Origin of the sequence: Nocardioides panacisoli (assembly GCF_039537325.1) — a bacterium.
Taxonomy (GTDB): domain Bacteria; phylum Actinomycetota; class Actinomycetes; order Propionibacteriales; family Nocardioidaceae; genus Nocardioides; species Nocardioides panacisoli.
In genome coordinates this window covers 196308-219004 of record NZ_BAABAH010000006.1, presented here as the reverse complement: position 1 = coordinate 219004, position 22697 = coordinate 196308, and the positions used below count along the sequence as shown (strand labels likewise).

Sequence of the window (22697 nt, the reverse complement as noted above, 5' to 3'; positions counted from 1 at the left end):
CCTCTATACGCACCCGTATGGAAGGCCCCCGGTCATGCGGATCCCCAGCTCCGAGCACCTCACGCTCGACCTCCGTGTCCACGAGCTCCTGCCGGACTTCCGGCTGGAGGACGTCTGGCGGCTCCCGGAGGTGGTGGGGACGGCCGAGGAGTTCGACGACGCGATCGCGATGACCCTGACGGCCGAGCCCGGCCGCGGGGGCAACGTCCCGAGCCGGTTCCTGTGGTGGGCTCGCGACGCGCTCGGGCGCTGGTTCGGGCTGGGCGAGGTGCACGACGCCGACCCGAGCGGTGGGTTGGCCATCCCGGGCGACACCGCCTCGAGCATCGTGCCGCGACTGCCGGCCGACCTGCGCGGGACCGTCGACGGCATGCGGCACGAGCACCTGCCGTTCACACCGGTCTACCGGACCGCGACGGAGTACGCCGCCGAGATCTCCAACCGCACGGTCCACGGCGTGCTCCACCTGGCCTGGGTCGAGCGGCCGGACGGGCTGTTCCAGGGACAGATGGCGGTCTACGTGAAGCCCCGCGGGCGGTTCGGTCACGCCTACATGGCGTTCATCAAGCCGTTCCGCTACCTCGTCGTCTATCCGGCCATGGAGCGGCAGGTCGCGCGCGACTGGGCTTCCCGGGTCAGTCGAGGTCCTCGGCCACGGGCGTCCTGAGGAGCCGCGGGTCGGGGTCGCCCGACATCGCGAGGAGCCCGCGGAACGCCTTGACCAGGGTCAGCAGCGAGCGGGGGTCCTTGTGGTCCAGCGAGCCCAGCAGCTGCTTGAGCATGCTGAGGGTGTCGAAGTAGATCCGCTCGCTCACCAGCCGTTCCGCCTCGTCGAAGACGAAGTAGGCGGTCATCCGCACCCGGAACCGGCCGCCGGTGGCCGGGATCCTTCCGAGCGGCCCGAGGTGGGTCCCGAGCAGCCAGAACTCCACGACCACGGCGTCATGGCTGTGCCGCAGCTCGATGATCTCGTGGTGCTGGTCGGGGAAGGCGGTCCGCGTGTCCCGGTAGTAGGCCCGCACGTCGGCACCGCCGTCGTGCACCGTCAGCGTCGGGACCAGCTCGTAGTGGGGGTGCGGGAACGTCGACAGCGTCGCGTCCCAGTCCTGCGCGACCTCGTCGCGGAAGTGGTCGAGCACGAGACGTTGCCGCGCCTCGAGCGTGGCGCGGTCGGGGATGTCGAACCTGGTGCGCGTCATGACCGCAGTGTGGCGGGACCGGCTACGCGCGGACGTCGGCGCGCCGACGTACGCTCCCGCCATGGAGATCGCGTTCAGCGGGCCGGTCTTCCAGTGGCGCGGCCCGGCGCCCTACTACTACGTCGCCCTGCCCGACGACGACAGCGCCGACATCAAGGCCGACGAGCCGATCCTCAGCTACGGCTGGGGCTGCATCCCGGTGAGCGCGACCGTCGGCGGGACCGACTTCACCACCTCCCTGTTCCCCAAGGATGGCCGCTACCTGCTGCCCCTCAAGGTCGCCGTACGCCGTGCGGAGGGCATCGACGACGGCGATCACGTCGACGTGCGCCTCACCCTCGAGCCGCTCGCATGACCACTTCCGGCAAGGGCTGAGAACGGCGAATTTGCCGCACCCACCGGGGTTTCCGCGATTTCGGTGGGTACTCTGACGGCGTGACCATCGGCGAGGAGATCGACGTGCCCGCGCCGATGCCCGAGCCCGTGCGCGCGATCACCTACGAGCAGTTCGGGGTGGAGTGGGTCCGCCGCGTGCTCGGCAAGGACCGCGTGGTCCGGATGATCAACGAGATCCTCGGCGAGACCATCCAGCTCGGCCCGATCGGCGCCGGACCCGGTCGCCAGTTCGCGACCGTGAGCGTGCTGGGCACGTTCCGCGAGTGCAAGGGCGAGGAGATCCACGGCGACGTCCTCACCTACAAGGTGTTCCTCCCCATCAGCGTCGTCTTCGACGTCGACATGAAGGTCGACCGGCACCGGTTCAACGCCGACGTCGTGGTGCCCCTCGTCCTCCGGGTGCACGCCGAGCACCCGCTGCGGATCCGGATCGACATCGCGGTGCCGCAGCCCGAGGACGTCGCGCTCAACCTGCAGGCCGACACCCGCCGGGCCGCGGTGCTCCAGAAGATCGCCGGCATGGAGTCCGAGCTGCGGCGGTTCCTGGTCAAGGTCGTCCAGGTCGAGCTCGCCAAGCCCTATGTCCAGCGGGCGACGCACCTCGACATCGCCGAGCTGGTCGACAACGCCTGGGGCGAGCTGACCCGGCCGATCCTCCCGCAGGGCCCGGAGGACCGGCAGGCCTGACCGCTTCCCGCTGTCGGTCCGCCGACCTAGGGTCGACGCATGGAGAAGATCACCGCGCAGCAGTTCTCCGAGGCCGAGGGCACCGAGGACTGGAGGGTCCTGTGGTGGCAGGCGTTCGCGGTCTTCCGCACCAAGGACTTCGCCACCGGGCTGAGGCTCGTCGACGAGGTCGGCCGGCTGGCCGAGGAGGCCGACCACCATCCCGACGTCAACCTGCGCTACCCGGTCCTCGAGCTCCGGCTCGCGACCCACTCGACGATGTCGCTGACCGACAAGGACCTCGACCTCGCCCGCAAGATCTCCGCCGCGGCCCGCGAGCTCGGCGTCCGGGCCGACCCGGGCGCCATCCGCACGTGGGAGTTCGCCCTGGACGCCCTCGACGTCGACAAGGTGCGCGCGTTCTGGTGCGCGGTCCTGGGCTACGAGCTGGCCGGGGACAGCGACATCGCCGATCCCGAGGGTCTCTACCCGCCGGTCTACGTGCAGCAGATGGACGAGATGCGCACCGGTCGCAACCGGATCCACATCGACGTCGGCGTGCCGCACGACCAGGCCGAGGCGCGGGTGCAGGCGGGCCTCGACGCTGGCGGCACGCTGGTGCGGGACAACGGACCGAGCCACTGGACGCTCGCGGACCCCGAGGGCAACGAGGTCGACATCGCCACCTGGCAGGGCCGGGACTGACCCTCCTGTGTGGGCTGGTGGCGCCCGGGTACCGCCTCCCCATGACCAAGATCGCGATCATCCTCGGAAGCACCCGTCCCAACCGGAACGGTGAGCAGGTCGCCGACTGGGTCGCCAAGGCGGCGAGCAGCCGCGCGGCGACGTACGACCTCATCGACCTGCGCGACCACCCGCTGCCGTTCCTCGACGAGCCGGTCCCGCCGTCCCTGGGCCAGTACCAGAACGACCACACCAAGGCCTGGGCGGAGCTGATCGACCAGTACGACGGCTACGTCTTCGTCACCCCGGAGTACAACCACTCGACGTCGGCGGCACTGAAGAACGCCATCGACTACCTCTACGCCGAGTGGAACGACAAGGCCTGCGCGTTCGTCGGCTACGGATCGCTGGGTGGTTCGCGGGCGATCGAGCACCTGCGTGGCATCGCCAGCGAGCTGCAGATGGCGCACGTGCGCCAGCAGGTGTCGCTGTCCCTGTTCGCGGACTTCGAGGACATGTCCGAGCTCAAGCCCGAGCCGCAGCAGGCCGAGGCGCTCGAGACGCTCTTCGAGCAGCTGGAGAAGTGGGCGGCAGCGCTGAGCACCGTCCGCGACGCGGCCTGACCGTCGCCGGTCAGGGCACGCCGGCCGACGGCTCCGCGGGCACCCCGTTCGCCGTCGCCGGAATGGCCCGCTCCAGCCCGCGGGTGAGCACGGCGATGAGCGCGCACCCCGCGACCATCAGCGCGACGTAGAGCCCGGCCAGCCCCTGGTCGAGCAGCACGCCGGCCGCGGCCGGGCCGGTGATCGAGCCGAGCTGGAACGCGCCGGCGTTGATGGCGTTGTAGCGGCCGCGGGTGTGGTCCGCGGCGAGGTCGTTGGCGATCGCCGGCACCGTGGGCTGCAGCAGCGTCTCTCCGAGTGCGAACACCGCCATGAACCCCAGCACCCCGGCCGTCGCGAGCGGTGTGCCGGCCACGGCGCCCGTGCTGCCGAGCAGCAGCCACGCGGCCGCCCAGATCGCGGCCATCGCGAGCATCACCCGGGTGCGGCGCCGTCCGGTGATCCGCGTGAGCACCGTGAACTGGAGCAGCACGATGACGGCGGTGTTGACCGCGAAGGCGAGGCCGACGGAGCGGGTGGACACCTCGGCCACCGCGCGGACGTAGCCGGGGAACCCCGCCTCGAACTGCCCGTAGCCGATGAAGATGGCGACGAACGTGATGATGGTGAGCCGCCGCACGGCGGGTTCCCGGAGGATCTGGGCGTAGCTCGCGGGGTTCGTCGTCGCGTCCTCCGGAGCCTCCGCGCGTCCGTGCAGGTGGCGGAGCGGCCCGAGCAGCAGCGCGGCCGGGACCAGCATGCTCGCGGCGTCGGCCAGGAAGATGACGGTGAACGTCGACGGCCGGGACACGTCGGCGTAGAGGCCGCCGACCACCCCGCCCACGCCGATGCCGAGGTTGACCAGAGCGAAGTTCACCCCGAAGTACTGCTGCCGCAGCGCGCCCTGGACGATCGCGGCGATCAACGCGTTGAACGCCGGCCACGAGACGCCGAAGTTGATGCCGACCAGGACCAGGGCGACCGCTGCCGCGGCCGGCGTCGTCGCGAACGCCAGCAGCGCGTTTCCGAGGATCATCGACGCCATCCCGACCAGCAGCACGGCGCGCGCGCCGACCCGGTCGGTGAGTGCGCCCGCCGGGCCGGTCACGGCGAGGCCGGCGATCGCGATCAGCGCCATCAGGACGCCGGCGAGCGAGAGGTCGAAGCCGCGCACCTCGTGCAGGTAGATCAGTGTGAACGGCAGCGTGAGCCCGCGGCCCAGGGTCTGGATCGCGACCGTGGACAGCAGCCAGCGTCCCTCGGTGGGCAGGTCCGCCCAGAACGACCGCATCGTCACGGGCCGATCATCCTCGACGCCGCCGACACCGCCCCGCCGGCATCGCCGCCCGCGGAGAGACGTATCTCACGGATCACTCTGCGGGAAAGATTCCGGTCGGAGCCGTCTCCCGACGTTGACTGTCCGGGTGACCTCCGACGCCGCGGCCGTCTCGTCCGGCATCCCGGCCCACGAGCGCATCAGCGCGAACCGGCGCTGGGCCATGCTCGCTGCCGGCACGGGGGCGTCGACGGCGTACTCGGTGATGGTCAACGGCGCGGCCTTCCTGATCCCGGTCCTGCACGCCCGGCACGGAATGACGCTGGCCCGGGCCGGGTTGGTGGCCGCCGCGCCCCTGGCCGGTCTGATGGTCGCCCTGGTCGCGTGGGGCTCGGTCGTCGACCGTCGCGGTGAGCGGTTCGCCCTGCTCACCGGTCTCGGCGTCGCCACGGCCGCGGGGATCGTCGCGACCCAGGTCCACGGCTTCGCCGCGCTCGCGATCGCGCTCTTCGTCGCCGGGGCTGCCGGCGCCGCGACCAACTCCGCGTCCGGGCGGGTCGTGGTGGGCTGGTTCCCGCCGGAGCGGCGCGGGCTCGCGATGGGCATCCGGCAGACCGGGCAGCCGCTCGGCGTCGGCATCGCCGCCGCCACGATCGCCGTCCTCGCCGAGAAGTACGGCGTCGCGACGGCGCTCTGGGTGCCGGTCGTCGCCGGCGGCCTCGCGCTGCTGCTCGTCGCGCTGGTCGTCATCGACCCGCCCCGCCCGGAGCGGTCCGCGGCCGATCCGGTGCACAACCCCTACCGCGAGGACACCTTCCTGATCCGCGTGCACGGGGCGTCGATGCTGCTGGTCGTGCCGCAGTTCGTCGTGTGGACCTTCGGGCTCACCTGGTTGGTGGACCACCTCGGCTGGGCGGCCGGCTGGGCCGGCCTCGTCATCGCGGGGACCCAGCTCGTCGGCGCGGCGGCCCGGATCGGGTCGGGCCACGTCTCGGACCTCGTGGGCAGCCGGATGCGGCCGATGCGCACCGTCGCGGTGCTCGCCGCCGCCACCATGCTGGCCCTCGGCCTCACCGCGTCGCTCGACGGTCCGGTGGTCACCGCGCTGGCGGTGGTGCTGCTCGTCGTCGCGTCGGCGGTCACCGTCGCCGACAACGGCCTCGCGTTCACGGCGGTCGCGGAGCGGGCCGGGCCGTTCTGGTCGGGTCGGGCGCTGGGCGTGCAGAACACGGCCCAGCACGTCGTCGCCGCGTCCGTCCCGCCGCTCGCGGGCCTCGCGATCGCTCAGTGGGGATACGGCGCGACGTATGCGCTGGCGGCGCTCACGCCCGTGCTGGCGCTCGCCCTGGTGCCGGTGCGCGACGAGCGCGCGCTCAGCTGAGGTCGTCCGGCGGGTCCGCGAAGGCGGTGATCTGGTCGGACTGGTCGGGCTGGTCGTCGTCGTCGATCGTCGCGCCCGCGCCGGCGGTCATCGCCGCGATCACGGCGGCCGACGCCGCCCACCGCGAGGTGAACAACGCGGTGCGACGGCGCCGCCGTGCTGGAGTCGGACCCGTGGGGGCAGGGGCTGGTACCTGCTGGTCGTCGTCCATGTCCCAGGACGATGACAGCCCAGCCTGAGAACCAGATGAAAGCAGGGTGGGAATCTCCGGGGACGGCGTACCGTTGACTGCACCATGTCGACGATGGACCTGACCGCCGAGACCTTCGAGCAGACCGTGCTCGACAACGACATCGTGTTCGTCGACTTCTGGGCGTCCTGGTGCGGACCGTGCCGGATGTTCGCCCCCGTCTACGAGGCGGCCGCCGAGGCGAACGACGACATCGTCTTCGCGTCGGTCAACACCGAGGAGGAGCAGCAGCTCTCCTCGGCCGCGCGGGTCAGCTCGATCCCGACGCTGATGGCCTTCAAGAAGGGCACGTTGGTCTTCTCGCAGGCCGGCGCCCTCCCCGCGCCCGCGCTCGACCAGGTCATCGCCGCGGTGCGCGACTTCGACGTCGAGGCCGCGCGCGCGGAGTCGACCGAGGGCTGACCCCCGCCCGGGATCAGCTCGGCGGCGGGTGCTCCGCGGGGTCCTCGCCGGACGGGACGATCGCCGAGATGACGGTGCCGTCGGCGCGCTGCATGCCCGCCGGGTTCGGCGGCTCGCCCGCGATCCGCGGCCCCTGGTCTGCGAGCGCCACGACCGACGGCTCCTCCGGCTTGACCGTCACCAGCTCCTCGCGCACCTTGAACAGCACCGGCCCCGGGCCGTCCTCGATCGTGAGCTCCAGCTCGGTCGCCCGCACCGTCACCCGCACGCGCGTGCCGTGCAGGGTCAGCCGGTAGGTCAGCGACGTCCACGACTCCGGGAGCCGGGGGTCGATGCACCACTGGTCGTCGCCGCGCTGGACACCGAGGTCGCGGAAGCCGCCGAACCCGGCGACCAGCGCACTCCACACGCCCCCCGTCGAGGCCACGTGCACGCCGTCGGCGGTGTTGTTGTGCCGGTCGGCGAGGTCGACGAACAGTGCGGAGTGGAAGTAGCGCAGCGCCAGCTCGTGGTAGCCGACCTCCGCGGCGATGATCGACTGCACCACCGCGGAGAGGGTCGAGTCACCCGTCGTGATCGGGTCGTAGTACTCGAAGTCGGCCTGCTTCTGCTCGGGCGTGAAGTCGGCCCCCTGCAGGTAGAGGGCGAGCACGACATCGGCCTGCTTGAGCACCTGGAACCGGTAGATGACCAGGGGGTGGTAGTGCAGCAGCAGGGGCCGCATGTCCATCGGCGTGTTCTCGAGGTCCCACATCTCCCGCTCGAGGAAGTGGGCGTCCTGCGGGTGGATGCCGAGGTAGTCGTCGAACGGGATCGCCATGTGCTCCGCGCACTCGTCCCACTCCTCCGGCTCCTCCTCCCGCAGCTTGGTCCGGCGCACCAGGTCGGCGTAGGCCTCCGGGTCGTCCCGCTGCAACGTCCACACCGCGTGGGCCGCGCGGCGCAGGTTGAAGCGGGCGAGCGCGTTCGTGTAGAGGTTGTCGTTCACGACGGTCGTGTACTCGTCCGGCCCGGTGACGCCGTGGATGTGGAAGGTCCGACCCTGCCCCTCGGACGTCGGCTCGTCACGCCAGAACCCGAGGTCGGCCCACAGCCGAGCGGTCTCGACGAAGATGTCGACCGCCTCGCGACCGAGGAACTCCTGGTCGCCGGTGGCGCCGATGTACTGGCTCAGCGCGTAGGCGATGTCGGCGTCGATGTGGTACTGCGCGGTGCCGGCTGCGTAGTAGGCGGAGGCCTCGTTGCCGTTGATGGTCCGCCACGGGAACAGCGCGCCGCGCTGGGCGAGCTCACCGGCCCGCTCGCGGGCGTAGTCGAGAAGGCTGTAACGGAAGCGCAGCGCGTTCCGGGCGGCGTACGGCATCGTGTAGGTGAGGAACGGCATCACGTAGATCTCGGTGTCCCAGAAGTAGTGGCCGCCGTAGCCGGAGCCGGTCACCCCCTTCGCCGGGATGCCCTGCGACTCCGCCCGGGCCGACGCCTGGGCGATCGAGAAGAGGTTCCAGCGCACCGCCTGCTGGAGGTCGGGATGGCCGGGGATCTCGACGTCGCAGCGCGCCCAGAACGCGTCGAGCCATTCCTTCTGCTCGTCGAGGATCGCCCGCACGCCCTGCTCGGCGGCGCGGTCGAGGGTGCGCTCGCACCGGTCGATGAGCTCGATCGCCGGTACGCCACGGGAGGTGTGCACCGAGACCAGCTTCGTCAGCCGGACCGTCTGCCCCGCCTCGGCGTTCACGCGGTAGATGACCTTCGCGAGGTCGTCCTCGGCGTGCACGCGGCTGGAGTAGGGCGCCTCGGTCTCCAGCGTGTGGTCGGCGACGATGCCGAGCGTCATCTTGCTCTCGGCGCACCGGTAGCCGAGCCGGATCCGGCCGCGCTCCTCGTCGGCCGTCGCCAGCTGGGGCTCGAGGACTCGACGGTCGAAGGAGTCCGCCTTGCGCGGGTCGGCCACCTCCGGCGCCACCTCGTCCGGCAGCTCTCCGGCGTGGTCCTGGCGGTTGAGGACCTGGGAGGACAGCACCAGCGACGCCTTCTCGTCGAGCGACGTCACCTCGAACGTCATCAGCGCCAGGTGCCGCTGGGTCAGCGAGACCATCCGCGTGCTCTTGAGCTGCACCCGCTTGCCGCCCGGCGTGCGCCACACCAGCTCGCGGGTCAGCACGCCGGTGCGGAAGTCGAGGTGCCGGGAGTACTCGTGCAGGTCGGAGGTCGACATCTGCAGCGGCTCGTCGTCGACGTAGAGCCGGATCACCTTGGAGTCCGGTGCGTTGACGATGGTTTGGCCGACCCGCGCGAACCCGTAGGCCTCCTCGGCGTGCAGGATCGGCCAGGTCTCGTGGAAGCCGTTGACGTAGGTGCCGTCGACGTGGGCGTCGCGACTCTCCGAGAAGTTGCCGCGCATGCCGAGGTAGCCGTTGCCGACCGCGAACAGGGACTCGGTGACGCCGACGTCGTCGAGGTTGAACCGGGTCTCCACGAGCCGCCACTCGTCGGCGGGGAAGCGGGTGCGGTCGAGCGGGTCGCGGACCGGGGGCGCGTGGTGCGACGGGCCCTCCGGCGGGACGTTCACGCGGCGTCCCCCGGGAGGAGCTGCTCGAGGTCGGTGACCACCACGTCCGCGCCGTTCTCGGTCAGGGCGTCGTGGCCGGCGCCGCGGTCCACGCCGACGACCAGGCCGAACCCGCCGGCGCGGCCGGCGGCGACGCCGCTGATCGCGTCCTCGAGGACGACCGCACGGTCGGCCGTGACGCCGAGCTTCTCGGCCGCCGCGAGGAACGTGTCCGGCGCCGGCTTCCCGTCGAGGTGCAGCTCGGCGGCGACACCGCCGTGCACGACGGTGGCGAAGAAGTCGGTGACACCGGCTGCGTCCAGCACGGCCGGCGCGTTGCGGCTGGAGGACACGATCGCCATCGCGACCCCGCGCTCCTTGAGCGCCTCGAGCAGCTTCAGGGAGCCGGGGTAGGCCTGGACGCCGTCCTCGTCGAGGACCTTGGAGAAGTAGAGGTTCTTGCGGTTGCCCACGCCGCTGACGGTCTCGGCGTCCGGCGGGTCGTCGGCGCTGCCCTCGGGGAGCACGATGTCGCGCGAGGCGAGGAACGACCGCACGCCGTCGTAGCGCGGCTTGCCGTCGACGTACGCGTAGTAGTCCTCGTCGGTGTAGGGCGCCGGCGGTGGCGCGCCCTCGCGCTCGGCCCGCTCGGTCAGGTAGGCGTTGAACATCGCCGACCAGGCGTGCATGTGCACCTCCGCGGTGGGCGTCACCACGCCGTCGAGATCGAACAGCGCCGCGTCGTACCGGCTCCAGTCCACGAGTTCCTGCATGGACGTCAGGGTAACGATGGGGTGATCCCCGAGGGGTTTCCGCTTCGTGACGGGCGGGTGGTCTGGTGGAATACGGCCATGGTGCTCCCGTTCGACCCGCTCGGACTCGTGAAGCGGCGCGTCGGCATCTGGTTGCTGAACCGGACGATGCGTGACGGGATCGACCTCCGGAAGCTGCGGTTCCTGCCCGACCACCTGACCTTCCCGCTGCGGCGCGACGGCCTCGACCCGGTCCCGGAGCTGATCGAGACGCAGGGCTCCGCGCCGGTGACGAAGCTCGCCGACCTCTTCGGCAAGGGCGTCTGGCTGGTGAGCGGGTACGACGAGGCGCGCGAGCTGCTCTCGGGCGGTCCCGAGACGTGGTCCAACGACCTGGGGCAGTTCGTGTCGCAGGACGGCCGCGCCGAGGAGGAGCAGATCGGTGGCCTCGGCATGACCGACCCGCCGCTGCACACCCAGCTGCGTCGGTACCTCACCCCGGAGTTCACGATGCGCCGCCTCGCGCGGTTGCAGCCCGGGATCGAGCGGATCGTCGAGGCCCGGCTGGACGCGATGGAGGCGGCAGGGGCCGGGGGACGCGCCGTCGACCTCGTCCAGGAGTTCGCGTTCGCCGTGCCGTTCGACGTCATCTGCGACCTGCTCGACCTCCCGGTCGAGGACCGCAAGCGCTTCCTCGACCTCGGCGTCGCCCGGTTCGACCTCACCGAGGGCGGCGTCGGCGTCTTCGGCGCGGCCGCGCACACGCGGGAGTTCCTCATCAACGCCGTCCGGGAGCAGCGCGACGCTCCCCGGGACGGGCTCATCGGCGGCCTGCTGAAGGAGCACGGCGACGAGCTGGACGACGTCACCCTCGGCGGGATCGCGGACGGCGTCTTCCTCGGCGGCTACGAGACGAGCGCGTCGATGCTCGCGCTCGGCGCCTACCTGATCACCACCACCCCGGCGGCGGGGGAGATGCTGCGTTCCGACCCGGAGTCGGTCGACCGCGTCGTCGAGGAGCTGCTACGGCACCTCTGCGTCGTGCAGCTGGCGTTCCTGCGGTTCGCCAAGAAGGACGTCGAGATCGGCGGCCGGCTGATCAAGGAGGGCGACGCCGTCGGCGTCTCCCTCCTCGCGGCCAACCGCGACCCGCGGCTGGGCGACGACCTCGGTACCTTCGACCCCACGCGCGAGCCCACCCGGCACCTGTCCTTCGGGTGGGGCATGCACCGTTGCGTCGGGGCGGAGCTGGCGCGGATGGAGCTGCGCACCGCGCTGCGGATGCTGGCCCAGCGGTTCCCCGACCTGGCCATGGCGGCGGACATCGGCGACCTGGACTTCCGCAAGCTGTCGGCGGTCTACGGCGTCGAGGCCCTGCCGGTGCTGCTGTACGGCGACCAGCTCGCCGGCGCCACGGTCTGAGTCACGCCCTGCGCTCACCCTGAGCGGAATCGAAACAAGAGCGGAAGCGCGGCGCTTGTCCGCGTTGTGACGACGACGGCACCCGCACCGGCAGCGATCCCCGACGACACCGGCGACACCGGTGACTCCGAGGAGGCGGTCCCGCTCCGGCTGCTGGTGACCCTCGCGTTCATCGCGGCGTTCTCGCCGCTCGCGGTCGACCTCTACCTCGCCAGCTTCCCGGAGATCCGCCGGGACCTGGCGACCTCGCCCGGGTTGGTCCAGCTCACGCTGACGGCCTACCTGGTCGGCGTGTCGGTCGGGCAGCCGGTGTGGGGCCCGCTGTCCGACCGGTACGGCCGCCGGTCCACGCTGCTGGTCAGCAACGCGATCACGGTCGTGTCGTCGGTCGCGGTGGTGCTCGCGCCGACGATCGGTGTGCTGATCGGCGCCCGCCTGGTGCAGGCGCTCTCGGCCGCCTCCGGCATGGTGATCGCCCGCGCGATGGTGGCGGACCTCGCGAAGGGGTACGCCGGCGTCCGGGCGCTCGCCCTGATGATGACCACCGTCGGCGCGGTCCCTGTGGTCGCGCCGGCGGCGGGCGGCGCGCTCGCCGCCTTCCTGCCCTGGCGGGGGGTCCTGGCCGTGCTCGCCGTGGTCGTCGCGGTCCAGCTGGTCGTGACCGTGGTCGTCGTACGGGAGACCCTGCCGCCCGAGCAGCGCTCGCCCCGCCTCGACTACGGCGACCTCGCGAGGGTGGTCGCGCGGCCGGCGTACGTCACCTACGCGCTCACGCTCGGGCTCTGCGTCGGCTCGGTGATGTCCTACGTCGCCAGCGCGTCCTTCGTCTACCAGGACGTGCTCGGCTTCACGCCGCTGGTCTTCGGCATCGCGTTCGCGGTCAACGCCCTGGGCATGACGTCCGCCGGGTTCCTGTCCGCCCGGCTCGCCCGGCGCCGCCACCATCCCGCGCGCACCGTCGCTCGTGCCCTGCCCGGCGCGGTGCTGTGCTGCCTGCTGGTCGTCGCCGCCGCGCTGTCGCCGTGGCCACTGCTCATGGTGGTCCCGGTCTTCGGCAACGCGTTCTTCAGCAACCTGGTGATGGGCAACTGCATGGGGCTGGCGATGGAGCAGGCCCGCGGCCTGACCGGGGCCGGATCGGCGATGCTCGGCCTGTTCATGTTCGGCATCAGCGCCCTCGTCACACCAATGGCCGGGCTGATCGGCGGCGTCGGCTCCGCCGTGACGATGGGGCTGGTGATGACGTCGATGTCCATGCTCGCGTCGCTCAGCTTCGCCCTCGGCCGGGCGTGGATCGCTCGGCACCCGGTGAGCGAGGCCGCCTTCGCGTGACGCACCCCACGCACATCTGGTCAGCCCGATCAGAACCATAGAGGAGTAAGTCAGTCGACCTTAGGTTGTTTCCATGAACCGAGTACTCCCCGGCTCCACACGCCTCCCTGCCCTCTTCCTCGCTCTCGTCCTCGGCCTGGCCGCCCTCACCGGCTGCAAGGCGAGCGGCGCGACTGGTGGCGAGGAGACCACCATCCGCTACCAGAGCTACGCCGGCGCGGTCGACCCGCTCCTGCTCGCCGATGCGCTCGGCAAGCTCGACGGACTCACCCTCAAGCGCGAGGGCGACGTGACCGGCGGACCCCAGTCCCTGCAGGCCGTGCTGTCGAACCAGACCGACATCTCCGCCAACGCGTTCTACGGCGCGATCGCCCAGCTGGCCTCGACCGGAGCGCCGATCAAGGCGGTCATCCCCTCCTACGGCTCCAACGACAAGTCCAACCAGAAGGTCGTCGTCCTCGACGACTCCGACATCAAGAGTGCCCAGGACCTCGTCGGCAAGAAGATCGCGGTCAACACCCTCGGCGCCAACGCGGAGGCCGTGCTCGACACCTGGTTCGAGCAGGAGGGGGTGGACCCCGACGACGTCACCCTGGTCCCGCTCCCGCCCCTCAACACCCCCGACGCCCTGCAGAAGGGTCAGGTGGACGCCGCGGTCGTCGGATTCCTCGGCTACGAGCAGATGAAGCAGCAGTTCGGCGTGCGCGAGCTCACCGACGACGTGAAGGTCGTCGGCGGCCCCTACGCCGGCGGCGGCCTCGCGATGCGCGACGACTTCATCAAGGACAACCCCGACACCACCCGCGAGCTCGTCGAGGGCATCGCCGCCGCCATCGATTTCATCGAGACGCACACCAAGCAGCAGGTCTTCGACGTCTACTTCCCCTACCTCAAGAAGGAGGGCTTCGAGGACTACATCCCGGCCATCCAGACGAACTTCCCCGGCACCACGGGTCTCGACGCCCACCCCGTGATCCACGACGAGGACATCTCCCGCTGGACGAAGTGGCTCCAGGACCGCGGTGACCTCGACGGCGACCTCGACGTGTCCGACGTCTACACCAACGAGTTCAACCCCAACGCCTGAGAGCGAGAGACCCATGAGTTCACGCATCGAGCTGAGCCACGTCGGACAGACCTTCTGGGTCCGCGGCGACGACGACAAGCAGCTCCGGGAGTTCGTCGCCCTCGACGACGTCGACCTCACGGTCGGAGCCGGTGAGTTCCTGACCCTGGTCGGACCCTCCGGCTGCGGCAAGTCGACGGTGCTCGACCTGATCGCCGGCCTGGCCACGCCGAGCAGCGGCCGGCTGACCATCGACGGCCGGCCCATCACCGGCCCGGGCCTCGACCGGAGCGTCGTCTTCCAGCAGTACACGCTGCTGCCCTGGCGGACGGCCGCGGCGAACGTCGAGTTCGCGCTGGAGGCCAAGGGCGGCAGCACCAAGCGGCAGCGCGCGGCCACGGCCCGGGAGTACCTCGAGCTCGTGGGTCTGAGCGAGTTCGCCAACCGCTACCCGCACGAGCTGTCCGGCGGCATGAAGCAGCGCGTCGCCATCGCCCGGAGCCTCTCCTACGAGCCGGAGGTGCTGCTGATGGACGAGCCGTTCGGCGCCCTCGACGCGCAGACCCGGGAGCGGCTCCAGGAGGAGCTGGTCGGGATCTGGCGCCGCCTCGGCACCACGATCGTGTTCATCACCCACGACATCGAGGAGGCCGTCTTCCTGGGCCAGCGGGTCGCCGTCATGAGCTCCCGGCCCGGCCGGATCAGGGAGACCATCGGGATCGACCTGGACCGCGACGACGCGGGCGAGACGGACATCCGGGCCTCGCGCCGGTTCGGCGACTACCGCCACCACGTCTGGTCGCTGCTGCGGCAGCAGCACCTGGACGCCGTACCCGACAAGGAGCTCGCCAGTGCCTAGCCTGCTCGCGGAGAAGACCGAGGCGCGGCCGAACCCGCGCCAGGAGGAGGCGGTCCGGGCCAAGGGCGCCTCGCCCCGGCGGCGGCGGGCGGTCACCTTGGCCCGCGGTGCCGCGGGCCTGCTCACCCTCGCGGTGATCTGGGAGGCGGCGCCGCGGATGGGGCTGGTCGACAGCTACTTCATCCCGCCGCTGCACGTCGTCCTCCAGGAGTGGTGGAGCATGGCGACCGACGGCGAGCTGCTCAAGCACGTCAAGGCCAGCCTGGTGCGGTCCGGGATCGGCTTCTCGCTCGCGATCCTGATCGCGATCCCGCTCGGTGCCGCGATCGCGTGGTACCGCCCGGTCCGCGAGTTCTTCCAGCCGGTGCTCGAGCTGTTCCGCAACACCGCGGCGCTGGCGATCCTCCCGGTGTTCACGCTGCTGCTCGGCATCGGGGAGACGTCGAAGATCGCGATCGTCGTCTACGCCTGCTTCTTCCCGATCCTGCTGTCCACGATCACCGGCGTCGCCACCGTCGACCCGCAGCTGCTGCGATCGGCGAAGGTGCTGAACCTGTCGGCGGTCGCGACCTTCCGCAAGGTCGTTTTCCCGGCCGCGCTGCCGACCATCTTCACCGGCATCAGGATCTCCGGCGCCGCCGCGATCCTCGTCCTCATCGCCGCCGAGATGATCGGCGCCACCGCGGGCCTCGGCTTCCTCATCAACTACTCGCAGTTCAACTTCCTCATCCCCAAGATGTACGCCGCGATCATCACCACCTCGATCATCGGCGTCGCCGTCAACTACGCCCTGGTCGCGCTGGAGCGCCGCTTCTCGCGCTGGCGCCCGGCTTGACCCTCAAGGAGACGACAGACATGACCAAGAAGAACCGACAGCTCTCGCTCAACGCGTTCCTGCACGACACCGGCCACCACGAGGCGTCCTGGCGCCACGCGGACTCCTCGGTCGAGCGGGCGCACGACATCGAGTTCTACATCGAGCAGGCCCAGGCCGCGGAGGCCGCGAAGCTCGACGCGATCTTCTTCGCGGACTCGCCCGGCCTGTGGTCGGCGACGCCGTACCGCCCGACCGCGCACCTCGAGCCGATCACCCGGCTCGCCGCGATCGGCGCCCGCACCCAGCGGATCGGCCTGATCGCGACCGCGTCCACGACGTTCTACGAGCCCTACAACCTGGCCCGCCTGTTCTCGTCGGTCGACATCGCCTCGGGCGGCCGGGCCGGCTGGAACATCGTGACCACGCAGTCGGACTCGGTGGCGCGGAACTTCAACCTGAAGCAGATCCCGTCCCCGGAGGAGCGCTACGCGCGCGCCCAGGAGTTTCTCGACGTCGTCACCAAGCTCTGGGACTCGTGGGAGGACGACGCGGTCCTCGCCGACCGTGCGTCCGGGCTGTTCTTCGACCCGGAGAAAGTGCACGCGATCAACCACGTCGGCACCTACTACCAGGTCGAGGGCGCTCTGGCCGCGCCCCGGTCGCCGCAGGGCCGGCCGGTCTACGTCCAGGCAGGCTCGTCCAACGAAGGCCGGGCGTTCGCCGCCCGCAACGCGGAGGCGATCTTCACCGCCCACCAGACGATCGGCGACGCGCGCGCCTTCTACGACGACATCAAGTCGCGTGCGGTCAAGCTCGGCCGCAACCCCGACCACGTCAAGGTGCTGCCGGGCATCAGCCCCTTCCTCGGTGACACCGAGGCCGAGGCCAAGGAGCTGCAGGACCACATCAACTCGCTGACGGTTCCGGCCTACGGGCTCGCGCAGCTCGAGGGCCTCGGCGGCGTCTCGCTCGGCCACCTCGACCTCGACGAGGAGGTGCCGCTGGAGCTGTTCGCCGGCTCCGGCGACGTGCTCGACAACAACCGCAGCCGGCTGATGGTGGTCGCGAACATCGTCGAGCGCGACCGGCCCACGCTGCGCCAGCTGCTGCACCGCCTGGCCGGCGGCCGCGGGCACAACGTCGTGGCCGGCACGCCGCTGCAGGTCGCCGACATCATCACCGAGTGGTTCGAGAACGGCGCGGCCGACGGCTTCAACGTGATGCCGCCGCTCTACCCGCAGCTGCTCGACGCGTTCACCGCCACGGTGGTGCCGATCCTGCAGGACCGCGGGCTCTTCCGCACGGAGTACTCCGGCACCACCCTGCGCGACCACTACGGCCTGCCCCGTCCCGACAGCCTCTACGCGGGCGTGGCCGACGAGCGGGAGGCAGAGCTTGTCTAGCCCCGGGCAGGTCGCCGTCGTCGTCGGCAACCCCAAGCCGGCCTCGCGCACGCTGGCCGCGGCGACCCTGGTCGCGCGCGAGCTGAGCGGGCGCGAGCCGGACCTGGTGGTCGACCTCGCGACCGTCGGCGCCGAGCTCCTCGACTGGTCCTCCGCGGAGGTCTCGGGCCTCGTGGACGCGGTCGGGAAGTCGGACCTGGTGGTCGTGGCCTCGCCGACGTACAAGGGCACCTACACCGGCCTGCTCAAGCTCTTCCTCGACCGGTTCGCCGGCGGGACCGGGCTGACGGGGCTGGCGGTGCCGCTGCTGCTCGGCGGTTCGTGGGCGCACGCGCTGGCCCCGGAGCTCACCCTCCGCCCGGTGCTGACCGAGCTCGGTGCCACGGTCCCGGGCCGCGGGCTCTACGTCATCGACAAGGAGCACGACGACCCCGAGCCCTACCGGCCTTGGCTCGACGCCACCCGGCCGGTCGTCGCCGACCTCCTCGGGAGGCGAGCATGACGGTCGCCTTCACCACCAACCAGGACCTCGACCCGGTGCGCCTGCGGCAGGCGTTCGGCGTGTTCCCGACCGGCGTCGTCGCCGTGGCCGCGGAGGTCGACGGCGAGCTCGTCGGCCTGGCTGCCAGCAGCTTCACCAGCGTCAGCCTCGACCCGCCACTCGTCTCCATCAACCTGGCCACGGCCTCCAAGACCTGGCCGGACCTGCGACGCGCCGAGCGGCTCGGCGTGACGGTGCTCGCGGACCATCACGGTCCGCTGTGCCGGCAGCTGGCGGGGCCGGTGGAGCGGCGCTTCGACGGGGTGGACGTCACGGTGACCGACGGCGGCGCGGTACTGGTCGACGACGGTCTCGCGATGTTCGACACGACGATCTACCGCGAGGTGGACGCCGGCGACCACGTGCTGGTCCTGCTGGAGCTGCACGCCGTCGCGCACACCGACGACATCGAGCCGCTGGTCTTCCACCGCAGTGCGTTCGGCCGGCTGGCCGCGGCGGTAGCGGGGGTCGACGCCCGCTAGAACGTGTTCCACAATGGTGGGATGAGGACCGTTCAGGCCGAAGCCCGCTACGTCCCGGGGGGCGGCGACGCATGGCGCGAGCCGTGGGCGTCGTACGCCGCCCTCCGGGAGCACGACCCCGTGCACCACGTGGTGCCCGAGCGGCATCCCGAGCACGACTACTACGTCCTCACCCGGCACGCCGACGTGCTCGCCGCCGCGGTGGACACCGAGACGTTCAGCAGCGCGCAGGGGCTGACCGTCGCCTACGACGACCTCGAGAAGATCGGGCTGGCCGACAACCGGCCGTTCGTCATGACCGACCCACCGGTGCACACGACGTTCCGCCGGCTGGTGGCCCGCGGGTTCACGCCCCGGCAGGTCGAGGAGATCGAGCCCGCGGTGCGGGCGTTCGTGGTGGAGCGCGTCGAGCGGCTGCGGGCCGCCGGCGGCGGCGACGTCGTGGCCGAGCTGTTCAAGCCGCTGCCGAGCATGGTCGTCGCGCACTACCTCGGCGTCCCCGAGGCCGACCGGGCGCGGTTCGACGACTGGTCCTCGGCGATCGTGTCGGCGAACGCCGCCGACGGTGTCGCGGGTGCCACCGCCGGCGCCGCCGGGGCGACCATGGAGCTGATGGCCTACTTCTCGGACCTGGTCGAGCGCCGCCGCGCCGAGCAGGCGCGCGGGGAGACGAGCGAGGACACCGTCTCGCACCTCGTAGCCGCGACCGCGGAGGAGGACGGTCCGGACCTGCTGGGGATCCTTGCCTTCGTCTTCACCATGGTCACCGGCGGCAACGACACGACGACCGGCCTGCTCGGCGGGTCCATGCCGCTGCTCGCGGCCGATGCAGACCAGCGCAGGGCGCTGGCCGCCGACCCGGGTCTGGTGCCCGACGCCGTCGAGGAGCTGCTGCGGCTGACCGCCCCGGTCCAGGGTCTCGCCCGGACCGTCACCCGTGACGTCGAGGTGCACGGCACGGTGATCCCCGCCGGGCGGCGGGTGCTGCTGCTCTACGGCGCCGCCAACCGCGACCCGCGGAAGTACGGCGAGGACGCCGAGGTGCTGGACATCCGCCGGCGCCCCACCCAGATCCTCACCTTCAGCCAGGGCCACCACCACTGCCTCGGTGCCGCAGCCGCCCGCCTCCAGGCGCGGGTCGCCCTCGAGGAGCTGCTCGCCCGGGTGCCCGACTTCGACGTCGACCCCGACGCGATCGCCTGGGCCCCCGGCGCCTACGTCCGGCGGCCGCTGTCGGTGCCGCTGACGCTGGGCTGACCGCCGGCTCTCACGCGCCGGCCGGCTCCGCCGCTCCCGGACGTACGCCGACCGGCGGGCGCACGGTGCGCTTCACCCGGTGCGGGACGATGCCGAGCGGGTCGTCGTACACCGGGCCGAGCCCGATGGTGCAGGCCGCGATCGCCTGGATGCCCGAGCCGAAGCGGGTGAACGAGACGGGGACGTCGCCGTGGGCGGTGGTCTCGGCGAACGCGCGGCTGATGTCGTCGAGCACCGCGCTGCAGCCCGTGAAGGCCTGACCGACGAGGACCACGCGGTCGGGCGCGACCATGTCCCGCACGGAGGCGGCGACCTGGCCGAGCACCCGCGCGCGGTTGCGCAGCAGGGTGCGGACGAGCTGGTCGCCGACGGCGGCGTAGACCGCGTCGATGGTCGGCTCGGAGATCGCGCCGGCCGCGATCGCCTGGGCGACGACCGCCTCGTCGCCGGCGGTGACCTCGAGGCAGCCGGTGCGCCCGCAGGGGCAGGAGGTCGTCGCGCCCGTCGGGAAGTGGGTGAGGCTGCCCACCCGCGACACCTCCGTCTGCGCGCCCTTGTCGACGGCGACCGCGAAGCCCATCGTCTCGCGGGCGTAGACGTAGAGCGTCACCCCGGTCGTGCCGTGCCGGCGGTGCAGGAACTCGGTCGCTGCGACGGCGGCGACGTGGTCGGCGGTGCGTACGTCGAGCCCGGTGAGGTCGTGCAGCTCGGCCCCGAGCTTCTCGGAGCTCAGGCCGAGCTCACGCCACGGCGCGACCAGCCCGGCCGCGAGCGGCGCCCGCCCCGGCAGGTTGCCGAGCAGCCCGGCGGCCACCCGGCTCAGCCGGTCGAGGTCGGGATCGTCGCCGCGCTCCCGCCGCAGGGTCTCGTGGGCGATCACCTTGCCGGTGAGGTCGCCGAGGGCGACGGTCGCGATCCGGCGGCCGATGTGCACGCCGATGCTCACGAACCGCTCGCCATCGACCTCCACGGGGACACCGGGACGGCCGACGGCGCCGGTGCGGCTGCGGTCCGGCCGCTCCTGGAGCAGGCCGGCGTCCACCAGCTGCCCGACGGCACGGCCCACGGTGGCGACGCTGAGCCCGGTGCGCGCCGCGAGCTCGTCGCGGTGGACGATGCCCTCGGCGCGGACCAGCTCGAGCACCTGGGCCGCGGGCGACCCGAAGCGGCCGCGGGCGACGGTGATCATCGGCGAGACCTGCACGGACACCTCCGACACTTTGTCTAGTGAATAACAAGACTAACGATAGGACATGCCGGGCTGCCGCCGTCGTACCGGCTCGCCCAGCGGTCGGCTTTCGGATCACCGGGATCGGAAACCTTGTCCGGGACACGCTCCGCCACGGACGGTTGAGGAGCTCCAGACCACCGTCCTCAGGAGGAATCCATGACGATCAGCATCGAGCGCGACGCGGCGCCCCACACCGGCGCCACGGCCATCTCCGTCCACAAGCTGGGCAGCCGGATCGGCGCCCGGATCGACGGCGTGCGCCTCGGTGGTGACCTGCCGGCCGAGACGGTCGCCGCGATCCGGGCGGCGATCCTCGAGCACAAGGTCGTCTTCATCCGCGGCCAGCAGCACCTCGACGACGACCAGCAGATCGCGTTCGGCGAGCTGCTCGGTCCGCTCACGACCGCGCACCCGACGGTCAACACCGGCAGCGCGCGGGTGCTCTCGCTCAAGGCGACCCGTGGCATGGCCGCCAACTCCTGGCACACCGACGTGACGTTCGTCGACCGGGTGCCGGCGTTCTCGATCCTGCGCGGCGTCACCATCCCGGCGTACGGCGGCAGCACCAACTGGGCCAACACCGCGACGGCCTACGAGACGCTCCCGCCGGCGCTCAAGGCGCTCGTCGACGGCCTGTGGGCGGTGCACTCGAACGACTACGACTACGCCCACCAGTACGGCGAGGACGGCAGCGTCCGCGACGAGGACACCGACTTCTACCGCCAGCAGTTCACCTCGTCGGTCTACCAGACCGAGCACCCGGTGGTCCGGGTCCACCCGGAGACCGGCGAGCGCACGTTGGTGCTGGGCCACTTCGTGAAGCAGTTCAGCGGCTTCAACGCCAAGGAGTCCGCGGTCCTGTTCAACCTGCTCCAGGACCGGGTCACCAAGCTCGAGAACACCATCCGCTGGCACTGGCAGCACGGCGACGTCGCGATCTGGGACAACCGCGCCACCCAGCACTACGCGGTCGCCGACTTCGACACCCAGCCGCGGGAGGTCCGCCGGATCACGGTGCAGGGCGACGTGCCGGTCAGCATCGACGGGCGGCGGAGCCGGGTGATCGAGGGCGACGCCGGCGTCTACAACCGCCTCGACGACCTGATCAGTTAGATCGGGCCGAGCGCGTCTCCGGCGGAGCCGGCCGGTCTTGGCAGACCGCTGCCGGCCGGGACAGGCCGGGCCGGTCCCCATGCTCGGGCCGGGCGGCTCCGTGTGCACCCACGGAGCCGCCCGGCCCGTCAGTCTTCTCGGAGCCCTAGTCGCGGGCGAGGTCGAGCGCCGCGAGCACCGTCGGCTCGGCGAGCTGCTCGATCTCGACGATCCGGCCCTCGTCGTTGATGACGAAGCCGAAGACGACCTTGGGCTCGCGGTGGACCTGCCAGACGCCGGCGGCGTACCCGTCGAGCCTGATCGGCAGCACCGCCCGCGCCTGGCCGCAGAACCGCTCGGCGACCGCCTGCGCCCCGGTGATCAGGCCGGCGGCGCCCATCCGCACCACCTCCCCGTCGGCACGGACGACGGCGTCGGGGTCGAGCAGCTCGAGCAGCCGGTCGAACTCGCCGGCCCGCGAGGCCGCGAAGAAGGCGTCCACGACCCGCTGCTGCCGCGCCTTCGCCTCGGCCGCCTCGGCGGCGGATGGGTCCTGCACGCGACGCCGGCCGCGGCTGGCGAGCTGGCGTACGGCGGCGGGGGTGCGGCCCGTGATCGCCGCGATGTCGTCGAACGGCACGCCGAACAGGTCGTGCAGGACGAACGAGAGCCGCTCCGCCGGGGAGAGCAGGTCGAGCACCACGAGCAGCGCCGCGTCGACCGAGTCGGCGAGCTCCGACTCCTCGGCCGGACCCGGCGTGGTCGCCGGCAGCGGAGCAGCATGGTCGAGGTCCGTCTCGTCGCGGCGGCCGCGGGACCGGAGCCGGTCGAGGCAGATCCGCGACACCACCGTGGTCAGCCACGCGGCGGGCTTCTCGATCTCCCCCGGCTCGACCGCCGACCAGCGCAGCCACGCCTCCTGCAGCACGTCGTCGGCGTCGTCGGGCGAGCCGAGCATCCGCACGGCCACCGCCCGCAGCCGCGGGCGCTCCTCCTCGAACACTGCTGTCAGGTCGTCGATCTCTGGCACGGGCACATC

Annotated in this window: 24 protein-coding genes; 17 read left to right on the top strand and 7 right to left on the bottom strand. The window is 71.7% G+C overall.

Going from position 1 to position 22697, the window contains the following annotated elements:
- The first annotated feature begins 34 nt into the window (after positions 1-34).
- Positions 35-667 (top strand): DUF2867 domain-containing protein, encoded by a 633-nt coding sequence (locus ABD709_RS11185; protein WP_344775337.1) that lies wholly within the window; start codon positions 35-37, stop codon positions 665-667.
- Here the strand turns inward: ABD709_RS11185 and ABD709_RS11180 are convergent.
- Positions 636-1199 (bottom strand): ester cyclase, encoded by a 564-nt coding sequence (locus ABD709_RS11180; protein ID WP_344775335.1) that lies wholly within the window; start codon positions 1197-1199, stop codon positions 636-638. The two genes, ABD709_RS11185 and ABD709_RS11180, sit on opposite strands and share 32 nt — an antisense overlap.
- A 61-nt stretch (positions 1200-1260) precedes the next feature.
- On the opposite strand from ABD709_RS11180, the gene ABD709_RS11175 reads away from it, so the two are divergent.
- The 4 genes from ABD709_RS11175 (at position 1261) to ABD709_RS11160 (ending at position 3568) form a co-directional block, all read left to right on the top strand.
- Entirely contained in the window at positions 1261-1554 is a 294-nt protein-coding gene (locus ABD709_RS11175; RefSeq protein ID WP_344775333.1) for a DUF1905 domain-containing protein, read from the top strand.
- Positions 1555-1634: 80 nt separating this feature from the next.
- Positions 1635-2282: a hypothetical protein gene (locus tag ABD709_RS11170; protein ID WP_344775331.1), complete on the top strand. Its 648-nt coding sequence runs from the start codon at positions 1635-1637 to the stop codon at positions 2280-2282.
- A gap of 39 nt (positions 2283-2321) precedes the next feature.
- The gene (locus ABD709_RS11165) at positions 2322-2966 is read left to right on the top strand and encodes a VOC family protein (protein WP_344775329.1); all 645 of its coding nucleotides are present in this window, start codon (positions 2322-2324) and stop codon (positions 2964-2966) included.
- 41 nt (positions 2967-3007) lie between these two features.
- On the top strand, positions 3008-3568 hold the full coding sequence (locus tag ABD709_RS11160; RefSeq protein ID WP_344775327.1) for an NADPH-dependent FMN reductase: 561 nt from the start codon (positions 3008-3010) through the stop codon (positions 3566-3568).
- Between the two features lie 10 nt (positions 3569-3578).
- Here the strand turns inward: ABD709_RS11160 and ABD709_RS11155 are convergent, their stop codons facing one another.
- Complete coding sequence (locus tag ABD709_RS11155; protein ID WP_344775380.1) at positions 3579-4838, bottom strand: MFS transporter; 1260 nt, start codon at positions 4836-4838, stop codon at positions 3579-3581.
- Positions 4839-4971: 133 nt separating this feature from the next.
- Between ABD709_RS11155 and ABD709_RS11150 the strand changes: the two genes are divergently transcribed.
- Positions 4972-6204, top strand: a complete 1233-nt coding sequence (locus tag ABD709_RS11150) for an MFS transporter (protein WP_344775325.1) — start codon at positions 4972-4974, stop codon at positions 6202-6204.
- Here ABD709_RS11150 and ABD709_RS11145 read toward each other — a convergent pair.
- Positions 6197-6415, bottom strand: a complete 219-nt coding sequence (locus ABD709_RS11145; protein ID WP_344775323.1) for a hypothetical protein — start codon at positions 6413-6415, stop codon at positions 6197-6199. The genes ABD709_RS11150 and ABD709_RS11145 overlap by 8 nt on opposite strands.
- 93 nt (positions 6416-6508) lie before the next feature.
- Between ABD709_RS11145 and trxA the strand changes: the two genes are divergently transcribed.
- Positions 6509-6856, top strand: a complete 348-nt coding sequence (trxA, locus tag ABD709_RS11140; RefSeq protein WP_344775321.1) for a thioredoxin — start codon at positions 6509-6511, stop codon at positions 6854-6856.
- A gap of 13 nt (positions 6857-6869) precedes the next feature.
- Here the strand turns inward: trxA and ABD709_RS11135 are convergent, their stop codons facing one another.
- On the bottom strand, positions 6870-9425 hold the full coding sequence (locus tag ABD709_RS11135; RefSeq protein ID WP_344775319.1) for a glycoside hydrolase family 65 protein: 2556 nt from the start codon (positions 9423-9425) through the stop codon (positions 6870-6872).
- Complete coding sequence (locus ABD709_RS11130) at positions 9422-10177, bottom strand: beta-phosphoglucomutase family hydrolase (protein WP_344775317.1); 756 nt, start codon at positions 10175-10177, stop codon at positions 9422-9424. Before ABD709_RS11130 ends, ABD709_RS11135 begins: the two co-directional genes overlap by 4 nt.
- A 78-nt stretch (positions 10178-10255) precedes the next feature.
- Between ABD709_RS11130 and ABD709_RS11125 the strand changes: the two genes are divergently transcribed.
- The 9 genes from ABD709_RS11125 (at position 10256) to ABD709_RS11085 (ending at position 19335) form a co-directional block, all read left to right on the top strand.
- On the top strand, positions 10256-11578 hold the full coding sequence (locus ABD709_RS11125; protein ID WP_344775315.1) for a cytochrome P450: 1323 nt from the start codon (positions 10256-10258) through the stop codon (positions 11576-11578).
- A 66-nt stretch (positions 11579-11644) separates the two neighbouring features.
- Positions 11645-12910: a Bcr/CflA family efflux MFS transporter gene (locus tag ABD709_RS11120; RefSeq protein ID WP_344775313.1), complete on the top strand. Its 1266-nt coding sequence runs from the start codon at positions 11645-11647 to the stop codon at positions 12908-12910.
- A gap of 73 nt (positions 12911-12983) precedes the next feature.
- A complete protein-coding gene (locus ABD709_RS11115) occupies positions 12984-13997 on the top strand; it encodes an ABC transporter substrate-binding protein (protein ID WP_344775311.1) in 1014 nt (337 codons plus the stop codon).
- Between the two features lie 13 nt (positions 13998-14010).
- The gene (locus ABD709_RS11110) at positions 14011-14835 is read left to right on the top strand and encodes an ABC transporter ATP-binding protein (RefSeq protein WP_344775309.1); all 825 of its coding nucleotides are present in this window, start codon (positions 14011-14013) and stop codon (positions 14833-14835) included.
- Positions 14828-15670: an ABC transporter permease gene (locus ABD709_RS11105; protein WP_344775307.1), complete on the top strand. Its 843-nt coding sequence runs from the start codon at positions 14828-14830 to the stop codon at positions 15668-15670. Before ABD709_RS11110 ends, ABD709_RS11105 begins: the two co-directional genes overlap by 8 nt.
- A gap of 20 nt (positions 15671-15690) precedes the next feature.
- Positions 15691-17055 carry an LLM class flavin-dependent oxidoreductase gene (locus ABD709_RS11100; protein ID WP_344775305.1) on the top strand — a complete coding sequence of 455 codons (1365 nt, stop codon included), beginning with the start codon at positions 15691-15693 and terminating at the stop codon, positions 17053-17055.
- Complete coding sequence (locus ABD709_RS11095) at positions 17048-17557, top strand: NADPH-dependent FMN reductase (RefSeq protein ID WP_344775303.1); 510 nt, start codon at positions 17048-17050, stop codon at positions 17555-17557. Before ABD709_RS11100 ends, ABD709_RS11095 begins: the two co-directional genes overlap by 8 nt.
- Positions 17554-18078 carry a flavin reductase family protein gene (locus tag ABD709_RS11090; RefSeq protein WP_344775301.1) on the top strand — a complete coding sequence of 175 codons (525 nt, stop codon included), beginning with the start codon at positions 17554-17556 and terminating at the stop codon, positions 18076-18078. Before ABD709_RS11095 ends, ABD709_RS11090 begins: the two co-directional genes overlap by 4 nt.
- A 21-nt stretch (positions 18079-18099) precedes the next feature.
- Entirely contained in the window at positions 18100-19335 is a 1236-nt protein-coding gene (locus ABD709_RS11085; RefSeq protein WP_344775299.1) for a cytochrome P450, read from the top strand.
- A gap of 10 nt (positions 19336-19345) precedes the next feature.
- On the opposite strand, the gene ABD709_RS11080 is transcribed toward ABD709_RS11085, so the two are convergent.
- Entirely contained in the window at positions 19346-20554 is a 1209-nt protein-coding gene (locus tag ABD709_RS11080) for an ROK family transcriptional regulator (protein WP_344775297.1), read from the bottom strand.
- 168 nt (positions 20555-20722) lie between these two features.
- Here ABD709_RS11080 and ABD709_RS11075 point away from each other — a divergent pair, with 168 nt between their 5' ends.
- Complete coding sequence (locus ABD709_RS11075) at positions 20723-21679, top strand: TauD/TfdA dioxygenase family protein (protein ID WP_344775295.1); 957 nt, start codon at positions 20723-20725, stop codon at positions 21677-21679.
- 145 nt (positions 21680-21824) lie between these two features.
- On the opposite strand, the gene ABD709_RS11070 is transcribed toward ABD709_RS11075, so the two are convergent.
- The gene (locus ABD709_RS11070) at positions 21825-22688 is read right to left on the bottom strand and encodes a sigma-70 family RNA polymerase sigma factor (RefSeq protein ID WP_344775293.1); all 864 of its coding nucleotides are present in this window, start codon (positions 22686-22688) and stop codon (positions 21825-21827) included.
- Positions 22689-22697 lie beyond the last annotated feature (9 nt).